Below are 13389 nucleotides of genomic sequence, written 5' to 3'. Positions count from 1 at the left end.
CCGGTCCCTGTGGACCGGGGGCATTCTGCTGTCCCGGAGCGGGGCGGGCCGGAGCGCGGAGCGCCGCCTAGAGCCAGTGCTTGCTTTTGAACACGAGGTACAGGATGACCCCCGAGAGCAGCATGAGGACGAGAGCGAAGGGGTAGCCGAGCGTCCATCCGAGCTCCGGCATGTGGGTGAAGTTCATCCCGTAGACCGCCGCCACGAGGCTCGGGGCGAAGAAGATGGCCGCCCACGAGGAGATCCGCTTGACCTGCTCGTTCTGGGCCGCGCTCGCCTCGCTCTGCCGGTTCGCCGTCAGGGTCCCGTCGAGGACCAGGGCGTTCTGGAGGATGTCGCGGAACGAGTCCGCGCGGGAGATGAGTTGCTCGACATGGTCGTGGACGTCGCGCAGGTTGCGCTGGAGCTCGACGTCGACCCCGTACTTGCCGAAGCCGCCCTCGAGGGCCTCGATGACGGGCCGCAGCGGGTGCAGGGCGCGCTGGAACTGGATGACCTCGCGCGCGAGCTCGTAGATGCGCCGCGAGACGGTGTGGTCGCCCGCGAAGAGCTGGTCCTCGATCTCGTCGATGTCGTTCTCGAGCCCGTTGACGACGGGTCGGTAGTCGTCCACGACCCGGTCCAGAAGCGCGTAGAGCACGGCCTCGGGCCCGCAGCGCAGGAGCTCGGGATCGGCCTCGAGCCTCTTCCGCACGAGACCGACGCCCGCCGTCTCGGCATGCCGGATGGTCACCACGAAGTTGGGGCCCGTGAACACGTGCAGCTCGCCGAACTCGACCGTCTCGGACTCGTCAAGGTAGCGGGCCGGGCGCAGGACGACGAAGAGCGTCTTGTCGTAGCGCTCCATCTTGGGCCGCTGGTGGGCGTGAATGGCGTCCTCGACCGCGAGCGGGTGCAGGCCGAACTCCTGTGCGACAGCGGCCATCTCGTCCGGGGAGGGCCGGTAGAGCCCGATCCAGGCCATGCTTCCCCCGGCGGCCGCAAGCGTCTCGAACGTCTGCTCGAGGCTCTCGGGGTGCGCGGCACGCCGGCCGTCGATGTACACCGCGTTGTCGATGATCGTCACGGCCCCATTATGGTCCGCCCTCTTCGCGGGACGCGGAGGCCGGGCCCGGGCAACGAGCAAAGGAACCGTTGCAAAGGACTGCTTGCAAAGGATTCTTTGCAAGTGTACCGTCGAGGGCATGCAGCACAGACCCGAGCACGCGCCGTCGCGCACCGTCGACGTCGCCTCGCTCAAGGCCCTCGCCCACCCGCTGAGGGTAGCCATCCTCGAGGCCGTCTCGCGCTACGGGCCCCAGACCTCGGGGACCCTCGCCGAGCTGCTCGGCGAGTCGACGGGGGCCACGAGCTACCACCTCCGCCAGCTCGCGAAGCACGACTTCCTCCGCGAGGTCCCGGGCCGCGGCACGGCACGCGAGCGCTGGTGGGAGCGGCCCAAGGGAAGCCTCCAGGTCGTGACGCGGGAGCTCGCCGAGAATCCGGCAACGCGCGAGGCGGCCCAGCTCGTGAGCCGCGAGTTCGAGAACAGCCGCGCGGCTGCGCTAGCGGACTTCGTGGAGAGGGGCTGGCTCGAGGAGCCTGCCGAGTGGGCCGACGCCGCCATGCTCAGCACGCTCAACCTCCGGCTCACCGTCGAGCAGCTTGCCGACGTCTCGGCCAGGCTCGCCGCCTTCGTGGACGCGCTCGCCGAGGAGCTGAGGACGGACCAGCCGCCCGAGGGGTCGCGGGCCGTCCAGCTGCACATCAACGCCTTCCCGCTGCCCGGGCTCCGCGAGCCGCGGCCGGCTCCCGGCACCCACGACCAGGAGGAACAGTGAACGTCAGGCAGCACGTCAGCCCCCGCCGGCCCAGCGCCGTCGACGGGATCGTCCACCGGGTCGGCTCGGCCCTCGTGGCCTGGGCCGAGCGGCCCCGCGCCCCGCGGGTCGACACCGCCCGACTCCTCGAGCTGGGGGAGCTGCGGGACGCGGCGCAGGCGGCCAGCCACTCGGGCATCCGCTTCTAGCCCGGCGCCCGGCAGGGCGCCTCTTCGAACAGGGCGCCTCTTCGGACAGGACGCCTCTTCGGGCAGGGACCTACTCGGGCAGGGGGCCGCGGCCAGGGATCTGCTCGAAGACGAGGGTCGTCTCCGTGTGCCCGACCACCGGGTCGGTCGTGAGGTTGTCCAGGACCCAGTCGCGCAGCTCCTCGGTGCTGCCGACGGCGATGTGCAGCAGGTAGTCCACGGCGCCGGAGGTGTGGAAGGTCGCGAGGACGCCCGGCAGGTGGGGCACGCGGGCGGTGAAGCTGTCGATCTGGTCCCGGTCGTGCGCCCTCAGCCGCACCGAGATGAGGGCCTGGACGGACCGGCCCACGGCGGCCAGGTCCACCTTGGCCTCGAAGCCCGTGATGATCCCGCGCTCCGAGAGGGCGCGCGTGCGCATGAGCGCCGTCGAGGGCGCGATGCCCACCATCTCGGCGAGCTGCTTGTTGGTCACGCGCGCGTCTTCGACGAGGGCGGCCAGGATGCGGCGGTCGACGTCGTCGAGCGGCTCGCCGCCCACCGGCCGGTGGCCGACCGGTGCCTGCGGCCGGTCCATGCTCGGCGTGCTCACGAGCGCTCCCTCCTGCTGACGCGCCTTCGGGCGCGACCCCCATGATATGCGAGCGTCGTCACGCGCGGTGCACGACGGCGGAGGCCGCCGCCGTCGCGAGCGCGGCGGCCGCGACGCACGCCGCGAGGCCGCCCCAGCCCAGGCCGTGGAACACGACGCCGCCGGCCCACCCGAGCAGGCTCGAGCCCGCGTAGTAGAAGAGGTTGTAGAGCGAGGCCGCCTGGGCGCGCCCCGTCGTCGCGAGCGCCCCCGTCCAGCCGGAGGCGATGCCGTGCGCCGCGAAGAACCCGGCCGTGAACACAAGGAGGCCCGCGAGGACGACGGCGAGCGGCTCGGCCGCCATGACGAGCGCGCCCGCCGCCATGGCGAGGGTGCCGGCCACGACGACGGCGCGGCGGCCGAAGCGCGCGGCTGCCCGCCCGGCGAGCCCAGAGCTGAAGGTCCCGGAGAGGTAGGCGAGGAAGACGAGGCTCACGACCGCCGCCGGCAGCCCGAAGGGCGGGGCCTCGAGCCGGAAGCCGAGGTAGTTGTAGACCGCCACGAAGGCCCCCATGAGCAGGAAGGCCTGGGCGTAGAGCATGGCGAGCCGCCCGCTGCGCAGCTGGGCGGCGAGCCGCCGGAGCGCGTCGCCGGCGGCGGCCCGCAGGCCTCCCGCGCCGGGGGCGGGGACGAACCCGCGCGACGGCGGGGCCAGGGCGATGAAGGCCGCTGCCGCGGCGGCGCCCAGGACGGCGACCGCAAGGGTCCCCGCGCGCCAGCCGGCGGCGTCCGCGAGCGGCCCGGCGACTAGGCGGCCCGCGAGCCCGCCGACGGTCGTCCCGGCCACGTACGTGCCTGCGGCGATGGCGGCGTGCGCCCGGCCCACCTCCTCGCTCAGGTAGGCGATCGCGACGGCGGGCACGGCGCCGAGCCCGGCGCCCTCGAGGAAGCGCAGGGCCAGGAGCGCCTCGAAGGAGGGGGAGAGGGGCGCGATCAGGCCGAGGGCCGTCGCGGCGACGATCCCGGTCCGCATGGCCCGCACGCGCCCGATCCTGTCGGCGGCGAAGGACCACGGGAGGACGGCGGCGGCGAGCCCGATCGTCGCGAGCGAGACGGTGAGGGCCGCGAGCGCCGGGTCGACGCCGAGGTCGGCCGAGATCCGCGGGAGGATCGCCTGGGTCGAGTAGAGTTGGGCGAACGTCGCCACCCCCGCGCACGCGAGGGCCGCGATGAGCCGGCGGTAGCCGCGGCTGCCCCGCGCGTGCCCGGCCCACTCGATGGCGGCGGGGGCTGTCTCCTGGTCGGCGCTCATGCCGCCCAGCGTAGGGACGGCAGAATCGATGCGTCCAATGCATTTTCCATGGGAAAGTATGTCGAGAACGCATGGATCGGGAGGAGCCCCATGACCGAGAGCCACGCCGCCGCGCCCCTGCACACGGACATCGCCCGGCTGCTGCCCCTCCTGCCGGTCCTCGACGCCGTCGGCCAGACCCGGCACGTCACGGCCGCCGCGGAGCTCCTCGGCGTCCCGCAGCCCACGGTGAGCCGCGCGCTCGGCCGGGCCTCCGCCGTCGTCGGCACCGACCTCGTGCGCAAGGACGGCCGCGGGATCCGGCTCACGCCGGCGGCGGAGCAGCTCCTGCCCGCGGTGCGCGCGGCGCTCGACGAGCTCCAGCGCGGCCTCGACGCCGTGCACGAACGCGCCCAGCAGGCCCGCGGGCTCGTGCGGCTCAGCTTCCAGATGACCTTCGGCGAGGTCGCGGTGCCCGTGTTCGTGAGCGGGTTCCACGCCTCGCACCCCGAGGCGCGCTTCGAGCTCATCCAGGGCTCCCGGCAGAGCTGCCTCGACGCGCTCGCGGAGGGCCGCGTCGACCTGGCCATCGTCTCGCCCCGCCCCGAGCCGACGCGGGGCATCGAGAGCGCTGTCCTGCACGTCCAGCCCGTGCGCCTCGCCGTCCCCGCGGGGCACCCGCTCGCGGGCCGGCGCCGGGTCCGCCTGGCCGAGGTCGCGGGGGAGCCGTTCGTGGCCCTCGAGCGCGGCTTCGGGATGCGCAGCATCCTCGACCGGCTCGGCCGCGACGCGGGCTTCACCCCGGACATCGCGTTCTCGGGGCAGGACACCCGCACGCTCCTGGGTCTCGTCTCGGCGGGTCTGGGCGTCGCCGTCGTCCCCCCGTCGCGCGAGGGCCACGCCGCGGCCTACGCGCCGGGCCTCGGCTGGGCCGAGCTCGAGCTCGAGGATCCAGGGGCCAGCCGGGACATCGGCTTCGTGTGGCCCCGCCGGATCGGCGAGCCCCCGCAAGTGCGGATGTTCCGCGAGCACGTCCTCGGCCTCGCCCCCGGCGTCCTCGCCGACGCGTTCGGCCGCTAGCGGCGGCATGAGGCCGAGCCTGGCGCGGCCCTCCCGTGGCGGTCGGCGCGCGCCTAGGGTGGGGCCATGGCTACTGCACCGCGCATCGCGCTCGCCTCAGGGCACTCCATCCCGCAGATCGGCCTCGGGACGTGGCCGCTCGACGACGCCGGGGCGGCCGGCGTCGTGTCGCTCGCCTTCGGCCTCGGCTATCGGCACGTCGACACGGCCGAGAACTACGGCAACGAGGCCGGCGTGGGCGAGGGCATCCGGCGCTCGGGGGTCCCGCGCGAGGAGGTCTTCGTCGCCACGAAGTTCAACCGGCGGTGGCACAGCGTCGACGGCGTGCGCTCGGCGTGGGAGAACAGCGTCCGCCGGCTCGGGCTCGAGTACCTCGACCTGTTCCTGGTCCACTGGCCCAACCCCGACCAGGACACGTACGTCCAGGCCTGGGAGGGTCTCATCGCGCTGCGCGAGGAGGGGAAGGTCCGCTCGATCGGCGTCTCCAACTTCACCCCGGCCCACCTCGACCGGATCATCGACGCGACGGGCGTGGCGCCGGACGTCGACCAGATCCAGCTGAGCCCCTACTGGGTCCAGGCCGGGGCCCGGGCCGCGCACCGCGAGCGGGGCGTCGTGACGGAGGCGTACACGCCGATCGGGCGCGGCACCGACCTCCTCCGGGCGCCCGCCGTCGTCGCCGCCGCCGAGGCGCACGGCGTCACGCCCGCCCAGGCCGTGCTGCGGTGGCACACACAGCAGGGGATCGTGGCCATCCCGAAGTCCTCCGACCCGCAGCGGCTCGCGCAGAACCTCGACGTGTTCGGCTTCGACCTCACCGAGGCCGAGATCGCCGCCCTCGACGCCCTCAACGGCTCGGGCCCCGAACAGGCGGACCCGGACGCGTTCGGCCACTGAGGGCTCACCCCGCGAAGCGCGCCACCGTCTCCGCCGCCGGCTCCTCGCGGGCGGACCGCCAGGCCGTCCCCGCCCACAGGCTCGTCCGGGACGGGTCACCGGCCGCGACCGACGCCGCCCGGAGGGGCGCCGTGAGGTGGTGGATGACCGGGTAGGCCGCAGGGGCGTCGGGGTGCCGGCGCATGAAGCCGTTCTCGAGCCCGCGCGCCCACTTGCCCGAGAACGCCCGGGTCGGCGCCGTGCGCTCGAACCCATCGGGGCCGGAGGAGGCCAGGGCGGCCCGGTGCACGGGATTCGTCCCCGCCTCGGGCGTGCGCAGGAACGCGGTGCCGAGCTGCACCGCCGCCGCGCCGGCAGCGCGGGCGGCCGCGGCGTCGTCGGGCGTGCCGATCCCGCCGGCCGCCACGACGGGGAGGGCGACGGCGGCCCGCACCGCCGCGACGAGCTCGGCGAGGGTGCCCTCCCACGCGGGCAGCGGCAGGAATGCCCCGCTGTGGCCGCCCGCCTGCGGGTGCTGGACGACGACGGCATCGGCCCCGAGCTCGGCGGCTGCCCGCGCCTCCTCCGGCCCCGTGACGGTCTGGAGCACGAGGGTCCCGGCCCGGTGCAGCGCCGCCACGGCGTCCGGCGCCGGCAGCCCGAAGGTGAAAGAGACCGCGGCCGGGGCGCGCTCGGCCAGGAGCGCGAGCTTCGCCGGGTACGCGTCGTCGTCGTCCCAGCGGGGCTCCGGCACCTCCGCGCCCACCGCGCGCGCCTCCCCGGCGAGGAGGTCGCGGTAGGCGAGCACCGCCCGCCGGTCCACCTCCGCGGTGTTCGGCACGAAGAGGTTCACGCCGAAGTCCACTGTTCCCGCCGCGCCCATCACGTTGAGCTCGGCCTCGAGGGCCGCGGGGGACTTGAGGCCGCCCGCGAGGAAGCCGAGGCCGCCCGCCCGGCCCGCCGCGAGCGCGAGCTCAGGCGTGCTCGGCCCGCCGGCCATCGGCGCCGCGACCACTCCCGCCGCCCCTGCCAGTTCCTCCATGCCGTTCCTCCCTGAACATCGACCTCGCTCTGACGCGTGCCGCGCCCCTGCGGGGCACCCGATCAGTACTCTAGGGGGCGTGAACGAGACCCCAGGCGCCCCCGCGTCCCCAGCAGGCCCCGGCAGCACCCGGCCCCTCGTGGGCCTGGACATCGGCGGGACCAAGACCCGGGGGATCAAGGTCCTCGGAGGCGAGGTCGTGGCTGACCTCGAGGTCGGCAGCGCGAACGTGCAGAACGTGAGCCGCGAGGCCGCCGCGGCGAACCTCGCCGAGCTGTTCGCGCGCCTCGACGCCGCGGACGCGGATCAGGTCTTCGCCGGCGCCGGCGGGATCGACACGGAGGCCGACGCCGAGGCCCTCGCCTCCCTCATCCGCCCGCACGTCCCCGCCGCGCACGTCAGCGTGGTCCACGACTCCCGCCTCCTGCTCGCGGCGGGCCGGGCCGGCACGGGCGTCGCCGTCATCGCCGGGACGGGCTCCGCCGCGTGGGGCACGAACGGCGCCGAGGAGGCCCGTGCCGGGGGCTGGGGCTACCTCCTCGGCGACGAGGGCAGCGGCTACTGGCTCGGCCGCGAGGCCGTGCGCTACAGCCTGCACCGCATGAACCTCGGCCTCGAGCCTGACGCCCTCACGAGAGCGCTCCTGGACAGCACGGGCCTCGCCGAGCCCAACGAGCTCATTGCGCACTTCCACTCCGAGGACACGGACCGGCGCTACTGGGCCCAGCGCTCGCGGGTCGTGACCGAGGCAGCCGAGGCGGGCCACGCCGGCGCCCGGTTCATGGTGGACCAGGCCGCGCACGACCTCGCGCGCATGGCCGCGCAGGTCGCCCGCCAGCTCGGGATCGAGGGCCCGGTGATCCTCGGCAGCGGCCTCGGGATGCACGTGCGCCTCCTCCAGGACGGGTTCCGGGCCTCGCTCGCGGAGCACGGGATCGAGGACGTGCGGATCCTCGACCGCGACCCGATCTTCGGGACCATCGAGCTCGCGCTCGCGGCCCGCTCTGGCCGGGGCGGGGAGCCGGATCTACCCTGAGGGGTGCGCCCGAGCACGTCCTTCGAGCCGGGGCCGCGTGTATATGGACGTCGTCGCCGTCGTCGTCCCCGTGGACCGGCCGCTGGGCGAGAACCGCCTCGAGCGGACGCTCGTCGCGGCCTGGGACTCTGGCGCCACCCCGCTCGTCGTCGTCACCAAGGCGGACCTCGCGGGACTGGCGGACGACGTCGTCGCCCGCCTCGCGCGGGACACGGCGGGCGCCGTCGTCCTCACCACCGCCGCGGAGGCGGGCGACGGGACGAGCTCGCAGCCCACTGCCCCGAGGGCACGACCATGGCCTTCCTGGGCCCCTCGGGGGCCGGCAAGTCCACCGTCGTCAACGCTCTCGTGGGCCGCGCCGTGCACGGCACGGGGCCGGTCCGCCGGCGACGGGCGCGGCCGGCACACGACGCCTCACGGGAGCTCGTCCCGCTGCCGGGCGGCGGCTGCGCGCGCGGAGCCAGCGGGACGCCTACCGGCGCGGCGCAGAACGCCGGAGGTAGCGCGAGGGGCGTCGCGGTGCGCTGGTAGGCTCGCACCGCGAGGCGGTCGAGGTGCAGGAGCCGGACCCATGTTTGGAGTTCCGCGGGTCACCACGTGCCCAGCACCCCGCCTCGAGGAAGGAACACCATGAGCCACCCACGTCCCGCGACGCGCCGCCGGGCTCTCAGCCTGTTCGCCGGCCTCGCCGCCGCTGCCGTCTCGTTGGCCCTCGCCGGATGCGGCGCGGGCTCGAACCCGCTCGAGAGCCAGGCGGGCACCGGGGCCGCCACTCCGGGCAAGGAGCTCGTGATCGGCTCGGCGGACTTCACCGAGAGCCAGGTCCTCGCCGAGGTCTATGCCGGCGCCCTCAACGCGACCGGGATCGCGGCATCGACCAAGCCCAACATCGGCTCGCGCGACGTCTACTTCAAGGCGATCCAGGACGGCTCCGTCGACGTCGTCCCGGACTACTCGGGCAACCTCCTGCTGTTCGTGGACAAGGATGCCACCGAGGTCTCGGCCGACAAGATCGCCAAGGCACTGCCCGAGAAGCTGCCCGAGGGGCTCGGGATCCTCGAGCCGTCCAAGGCCGAGAAGAAGGACGCCATGGTGGTCACCCGCGCCACCGCGGCCAAGTACGAGCTCACGAGCATCGAGGACATGGGCAAGGTGTGCTCCGAGCTCGTCATCGGCGCGCCGGCGGCCTTCGCCGAGCGGGCGTACGGCCTGCCCGGGCTCAAGGAGAAGTACGGCTGCGAGCCCAAGAAGCTCGAGCCGTTCGCCGACGACGGCGGCCCGCTCACCCTCAAGGCCCTCCTGACCGACCAGGTGCAGGTCGCCGACATCTACACGACGACGCCGTCAATCGCCGACAACGACCTCGTCGTGCTCAAGGACCCGAAGGACAACTTCATCGCCCAGCAGGTCCTCCCGCTCATCCGGACCTCGGCAGTCCCGGACGCGGCGCGCAACGTCCTCAACGAGGTCTCCCGCAAGCTCACGACGGACGACATCATGAACCTGAACCGGGCCGTGAGCGGCAACCAGAAGCAGAGCCCCGCGGACGCCGCGAAGGCCTGGCTCAAGGAGAAGGGCCTGGCCTCCTAAACGCCGCCGCGCGGGCAACGGGGTGTGAGCGGAATCTCGCCGGGAGCCGCTCGCACCCTGTGGCATATTTGGACAATGGCCCAGTTCACGCAGTCCTCCAAGCTCCACAACGTCCTCTACGACATCCGGGGACCGATCCTGGAGGCTGCCCAGCAGATGGAGGCCGAGGGCCACCGGATCCTCAAGCTGAACATCGGCAACCCGGCGCCGTTCGGCTTCGAGGCCCCCGACGCGATCCTCGTGGACATGATCCGGCACCTGCCGCACGCGCAGGGCTACAGCGACTCCCGGGGCATCTTCTCGGCCCGGACCGCGGTCTCGCAGTACTACCAGACCCGTGGCATCCAGAACATCCACGTCGATGACATCTATCTGGGCAACGGCGTCTCCGAGCTCATCACGATGTCCCTCATGGCGCTGCTCGAGCCCGGCGACGAGATCCTCATCCCCATGCCCGACTACCCGCTGTGGACGGCGTCGGTCGCGCTCGCGGGCGGGCGCCCCGTGCACTACCTGTGCGACGAGGAGCAGGACTGGGAGCCGGACCTGGACGACCTCGAGGCCAAGATCTCGCCGCGGACCAAGGGCATCGTGGTGATCAATCCGAACAACCCCACCGGGGCGCTGTACTCGGACTCGACCCTGCGGCACATCGTCGCCCTCGCGGAGAAGCACGGCCTGATCGTCTTCGCGGACGAGATCTACGAGAAGATCCTCTACGACGGCGCCACGCACACGAACATGGCCAGCCTCACCGGCGAGGACGTGCTCTGCCTGACCTTCTCGGGCCTGTCCAAGGCCTACCGGGTCTGCGGCTACCGGGCCGGGTGGATGGCCATCTCCGGACCCAAGCAGGCCGCGGCGGACTACCTCGAGGGGATCAACCTCCTGGCGAACATGCGCCTGTGCGCGAACGTGCCCGCGCAGCACGCGATCCAGACGGCGCTGGGCGGGTACCAGAGCATCAACGACCTCATCCTGCCCGGCGGGCGGCTGCTCGAGCAGCGCAACAGGGCCTACGAGCTGCTCAACGCGATCCCCGGCGTGTCCACGCGGCAGGCCAAGGGCGCGCTGTACCTGTTCCCGCGGCTCGACCCCGAGGTGTACAAGATCAGCGACGACGAGAGGTTCGTCCTGGACCTGCTGCGCGAGCAGAAGATCCTCGTCTCCCACGGCCGGGCCTTCAACTGGCACGCACCGGACCACTTCCGCATGGTCACGCTCCCGGCCGTGGCCGACATCGAGGAGGCCGTGGGCCGGATGGCTGACTTCCTGGCCCGCTACAAGGGAAACTAGGCCGAGGGCATACGTCCGGCACCCTGCCGGGCGGTGAGAGTGGGGTGCCATGGCTGCCAAGGGGTTCGACGGCGATCTTGCGGAGCTGCTCCGCGTCCGTGAGGGCTTCCGCCTGACGGGCGTGGACCCCGGATCCACGCCCGGCTACCGAGGGGCGAAGTCCGACGGCGAGGGGCTCCTCGCGGAGCAGGACTTTGTCCTCGCGGAGCTTCAGGAACGCCTCTACGCGGCCGGCCGGGACGGCGACGCGCCGTCCCTCCTGCTCATCCTCCAGGCCATGGACACGGCCGGGAAGGGCGGGATCGTGAGCCACGTCGTGGGTGGGGTGGACGTCCAGGGCGTCAAGCTCAAGGCGTTCAAGGCGCCCACGGACGAGGAGAAGGCCCACGACTTCCTGTGGCGGATCGAACGCGAGCTGCCCGAGGCAGGCATGCTCGGTGTCTTCGACCGCTCCCACTACGAGGACGTCCTCATCCACCGGGTCCACGGCTGGGCCGACGAGGCGGAGATCGAGCGACGCTACGGGGCCATCCGGGACTTCGAGGAGCGTCTCGTGGCCGGCGGCACCACGCTCCTGAAGGTCATGCTCCACATCTCCAAAGACGAGCAGAAGGAGCGACTCCTCGCGAGGCTCGACGATCCGGTCAAGCGTTGGAAGTACAACCCGGGCGACGTCGACGAGCGGCTCCAGTGGGACCACTACATGGACTCCTACCAGCGCGTCTTCGAGCAGACCGCGACCTCGCTCGCGCCGTGGCACGTCGTCCCAGCCAACAAGAAGTGGTATGCGCGTATCGCCGTCCAGCAGCTGCTCATCACGGCGCTCGCGGACATTGCCCCGGACTGGCCCGAGCCGCTGTACGACGTCGAGCACGAGCGCTCGCGGGTCGCGGCGAGCTGAGGCTAGTCCGCGTCGGTGCCAGCGCCGCCGCCGGCGCCGTGTCCGTTCGAGGGCTGCTGGCGGGCGGCATCCAACCGTCGCCGGGCGCCCTCGAGCCAGTCCTCGCAGCGCCGCGCGAGCGCCTCGCCCCGCTCCCACAGGGCCAGCGACTCCTCGAGGCTCACGCCGCCGGCCTCGAGCCGGGACACGACCGCGACGAGCTGCTCCCGCGCGTCCTCGTAAGAGAGTCCGTCGAGGTCCTCCCCGCCTGCCGGAGGGGACTCGGGTGCTTCAGCCATGGATGGCTCCTTCCTCAGAGTTTTTCGGGCCCTGCGCTAGCGCGGGTCATCGGGACCCGCTCGCCCTCGGACCGCGCGGCGAGCTCCCCCCGGGCGAGCCGCAGCCGCAGGGCCGTCCCCGCCGGGGCGATCTCCGGGTCCTGCACGACCGCGCCCGGATGGGCCGGCGTGCCGGGGACCCCCTCGGCGAGCTGGACGACGGCGTAACCGCGGTCCAGCGTCTGCTGCGGCGAGAGGGCGCGGACCTGGGCGCGCAGGTGCGCGACGGCGTCGAGCCCGCGCACGACGGCGGCGTTCACCGCGGCGTGCGACCGGCCGCGGAGGCGCTCGAGCTCCTCGTGCCGCAGCTGGACCATGGCCTCCGGCGCGGCCAGAGACGGCCTGCTGCGGACCGCCGCGATCCTGTCGGTCTCGCGCTCCACGAGCAGGCGGACCTGCCGCTCGAGCCGGTCGCGGCACTGGCGCACGCGCGCGAGCTCCTCGGAGACCTCGGGGACGATGCGCTTCGCGGCGTCCGTGGGTGTCGAGGCGCGCAGGTCCGCCACGTCGTCGAGGATCGGCCGGTCCGCCTCGTGCCCGATCGCGCTCACGACCGGCGTCGACGCCTCCGCGACGGCGCGGACGAGGGCCTCGTTGCTGAACGGCAGGAGGTCCTCGAGCGATCCGCCGCCGCGCGCGATCACGATCACGTCCACCTCAGGGCGCGCGTCGAGCTCGCGCAGGGCCGCCATGACCTCCGAGACGGCGTTCGCCCCCTGGACCGCCACCTCGCGGATCTCGAAGCACACGGCCGGCCAGCGCAGCGCGGCGTTGCGCAGCACGTCCTTCTTCGCGTCGGAGTCGCGGCCGGTGATGAGTCCGATGCAGTGCGGGAGCAGGGGGAGCCGGCGCTTGCGCGAGTCCGCGAAGAGTCCCTCCGCCCCGAGGGCCTGGCGCAGGCGCTCGACGCGGGCGAGAAGGTCCCCGAGCCCCACGGGCCGCATGTCCCGGACCGCCATGGTCAGCCGGCCGGTCTTGAGCCACATCTCCGGCTTGACGAGCGCCACGACCCGAGAGCCGCGCTCGACCGGCTCGCGGAGCCGGGCCATGACCGTGCCCCACGCCGAGGCCGGGAGGGAGATCTCCTGGTCGACGTCACGCAGCGTCAGGTAGGCCGTGCCGCCGCGCCGGTTGAGCTCGATCACCTGGCCCTCGATCCAGACCTGCGGCGCGCGCTCGATGTGCTCCTTGAGCTTGCGGGAGAGGACATGGAGCGGCCAGGGGTTGTCGGGCGTCGTGTCAGCGGCTCGCGCGGGCAGCGTCGAAGGATCGCGTCCTTCCGTGTCCAACCCTTGCGGGTCCAGTCCTTCCATCTCTGCCACCATAGTTCAGGACTATCACGCGGCACCGACACTCGATGGCCGCCGTCGGGCCCCGGCTACGA

At 73.2% G+C, this 13389-nt stretch carries 15 protein-coding genes; 9 read left to right on the top strand and 6 right to left on the bottom strand.

From position 1 onward, the window contains the following. Positions 1–67 precede the first annotated feature (67 nt). A complete protein-coding gene (gene corA, locus ACUYMY_RS12565) occupies positions 68–1066 on the bottom strand; it encodes a magnesium/cobalt transporter CorA (RefSeq protein ID WP_481703881.1) in 999 nt (332 codons plus the stop codon). 118 nt (positions 1067–1184) lie between these two features. Between corA and ACUYMY_RS12560 the strand changes: the two genes are divergently transcribed. Both ACUYMY_RS12560 and ACUYMY_RS12555 read left to right on the top strand, forming a co-directional pair. Next, positions 1185–1820 carry an ArsR/SmtB family transcription factor gene (locus ACUYMY_RS12560; RefSeq protein WP_481703880.1) on the top strand — a complete coding sequence of 212 codons (636 nt, stop codon included), beginning with the start codon at positions 1185–1187 and terminating at the stop codon, positions 1818–1820. Then, the gene (locus ACUYMY_RS12555) at positions 1817–2008 is read left to right on the top strand and encodes a hypothetical protein (protein WP_481703879.1); all 192 of its coding nucleotides are present in this window, start codon (positions 1817–1819) and stop codon (positions 2006–2008) included. Before ACUYMY_RS12560 ends, ACUYMY_RS12555 begins: the two co-directional genes overlap by 4 nt. Positions 2009–2078: 70 nt before the next feature. Here the strand turns inward: ACUYMY_RS12555 and ACUYMY_RS12550 are convergent, their stop codons facing one another. Further along, on the bottom strand, positions 2079–2582 hold the full coding sequence (locus ACUYMY_RS12550; RefSeq protein WP_481705054.1) for an Lrp/AsnC family transcriptional regulator: 504 nt from the start codon (positions 2580–2582) through the stop codon (positions 2079–2081). A 73-nt stretch (positions 2583–2655) separates the two neighbouring features. Beyond that, a complete protein-coding gene (locus ACUYMY_RS12545; RefSeq protein ID WP_481703878.1) occupies positions 2656–3888 on the bottom strand; it encodes an MFS transporter in 1233 nt (410 codons plus the stop codon). 90 nt (positions 3889–3978) lie between these two features. Between ACUYMY_RS12545 and ACUYMY_RS12540 the strand changes: the two genes are divergently transcribed. Both ACUYMY_RS12540 and ACUYMY_RS12535 read left to right on the top strand, forming a co-directional pair. Continuing rightward, positions 3979–4947 (top strand): LysR family transcriptional regulator, encoded by a 969-nt coding sequence (locus ACUYMY_RS12540; protein WP_481703877.1) that lies wholly within the window; start codon positions 3979–3981, stop codon positions 4945–4947. A gap of 66 nt (positions 4948–5013) precedes the next feature. After that, on the top strand, positions 5014–5844 hold the full coding sequence (locus ACUYMY_RS12535) for an aldo/keto reductase (protein ID WP_481703876.1): 831 nt from the start codon (positions 5014–5016) through the stop codon (positions 5842–5844). A 4-nt stretch (positions 5845–5848) separates the two neighbouring features. Here the strand turns inward: ACUYMY_RS12535 and ACUYMY_RS12530 are convergent, their stop codons facing one another. Then, positions 5849–6865 (bottom strand): nitronate monooxygenase, encoded by a 1017-nt coding sequence (locus ACUYMY_RS12530; protein ID WP_481703875.1) that lies wholly within the window; start codon positions 6863–6865, stop codon positions 5849–5851. Between the two features lie 79 nt (positions 6866–6944). On the opposite strand from ACUYMY_RS12530, the gene ACUYMY_RS12525 reads away from it, so the two are divergent. The 5 genes from ACUYMY_RS12525 (at position 6945) to ACUYMY_RS12505 (ending at position 11688) form a co-directional block, all read left to right on the top strand. Then, positions 6945–7901 carry an N-acetylglucosamine kinase gene (locus ACUYMY_RS12525; RefSeq protein WP_481703874.1) on the top strand — a complete coding sequence of 319 codons (957 nt, stop codon included), beginning with the start codon at positions 6945–6947 and terminating at the stop codon, positions 7899–7901. Positions 7902–8195: 294 nt separating this feature from the next. After that, on the top strand, positions 8196–8432 hold the full coding sequence (gene rsgA / locus ACUYMY_RS12520) for a GTPase RsgA (RefSeq protein ID WP_481703873.1): 237 nt from the start codon (positions 8196–8198) through the stop codon (positions 8430–8432). A gap of 99 nt (positions 8433–8531) precedes the next feature. Continuing rightward, entirely contained in the window at positions 8532–9491 is a 960-nt protein-coding gene (locus tag ACUYMY_RS12515) for an ABC transporter substrate-binding protein (protein ID WP_481703872.1), read from the top strand. A gap of 75 nt (positions 9492–9566) precedes the next feature. After that, positions 9567–10787 (top strand): pyridoxal phosphate-dependent aminotransferase, encoded by a 1221-nt coding sequence (locus ACUYMY_RS12510; protein WP_481703871.1) that lies wholly within the window; start codon positions 9567–9569, stop codon positions 10785–10787. Between the two features lie 49 nt (positions 10788–10836). Continuing rightward, positions 10837–11688 carry a PPK2 family polyphosphate kinase gene (locus tag ACUYMY_RS12505; RefSeq protein WP_481703870.1) on the top strand — a complete coding sequence of 284 codons (852 nt, stop codon included), beginning with the start codon at positions 10837–10839 and terminating at the stop codon, positions 11686–11688. Between the two features lie 2 nt (positions 11689–11690). Here ACUYMY_RS12505 and ACUYMY_RS12500 read toward each other — a convergent pair whose 3' ends face one another. Together ACUYMY_RS12500 and xseA are read right to left on the bottom strand one after the other, a co-directional pair. After that, the gene (locus ACUYMY_RS12500; protein ID WP_481703869.1) at positions 11691–11966 is read right to left on the bottom strand and encodes an exodeoxyribonuclease VII small subunit; all 276 of its coding nucleotides are present in this window, start codon (positions 11964–11966) and stop codon (positions 11691–11693) included. 14 nt (positions 11967–11980) lie between these two features. Next, positions 11981–13294 (bottom strand): exodeoxyribonuclease VII large subunit, encoded by a 1314-nt coding sequence (xseA, locus tag ACUYMY_RS12495; RefSeq protein WP_481703868.1) that lies wholly within the window; start codon positions 13292–13294, stop codon positions 11981–11983. Between the last annotated feature and the right edge of the window lie 95 nt (positions 13295–13389).

This window comes from Sinomonas sp. T428B (assembly GCF_056780155.1).
Note: the sequence above shows the minus strand (reverse complement) of the source record. Positions and strands in the feature narration are given on the sequence as shown.

Coding starts and splice junctions, on each gene's coding strand:
- ACUYMY_RS12515 (WP_481703872.1), top strand. CDS start 8,532: ATGAGCCACCCACGTCCCGCGACGCGCCGCCGGGCTCTCAGCCTGTTC.
- ACUYMY_RS12560 (WP_481703880.1), top strand. CDS start 1,185: ATGCAGCACAGACCCGAGCACGCGCCGTCGCGCACCGTCGACGTCGCC.
- ACUYMY_RS12540 (WP_481703877.1), top strand. CDS start 3,979: ATGACCGAGAGCCACGCCGCCGCGCCCCTGCACACGGACATCGCCCGG.
- ACUYMY_RS12505 (WP_481703870.1), top strand. CDS start 10,837: ATGGCTGCCAAGGGGTTCGACGGCGATCTTGCGGAGCTGCTCCGCGTC.
- ACUYMY_RS12500 (WP_481703869.1), bottom strand. CDS start 11,966: ATGGCTGAAGCACCCGAGTCCCCTCCGGCAGGCGGGGAGGACCTCGAC.
- ACUYMY_RS12510 (WP_481703871.1), top strand. CDS start 9,567: ATGGCCCAGTTCACGCAGTCCTCCAAGCTCCACAACGTCCTCTACGAC.
- ACUYMY_RS12550 (WP_481705054.1), bottom strand. CDS start 2,582: ATGGACCGGCCGCAGGCACCGGTCGGCCACCGGCCGGTGGGCGGCGAG.
- ACUYMY_RS12545 (WP_481703878.1), bottom strand. CDS start 3,888: ATGAGCGCCGACCAGGAGACAGCCCCCGCCGCCATCGAGTGGGCCGGG.
- ACUYMY_RS12530 (WP_481703875.1), bottom strand. CDS start 6,865: ATGGAGGAACTGGCAGGGGCGGCGGGAGTGGTCGCGGCGCCGATGGCC.
- ACUYMY_RS12535 (WP_481703876.1), top strand. CDS start 5,014: ATGGCTACTGCACCGCGCATCGCGCTCGCCTCAGGGCACTCCATCCCG.
- rsgA (WP_481703873.1), top strand. CDS start 8,196: ATGGCCTTCCTGGGCCCCTCGGGGGCCGGCAAGTCCACCGTCGTCAAC.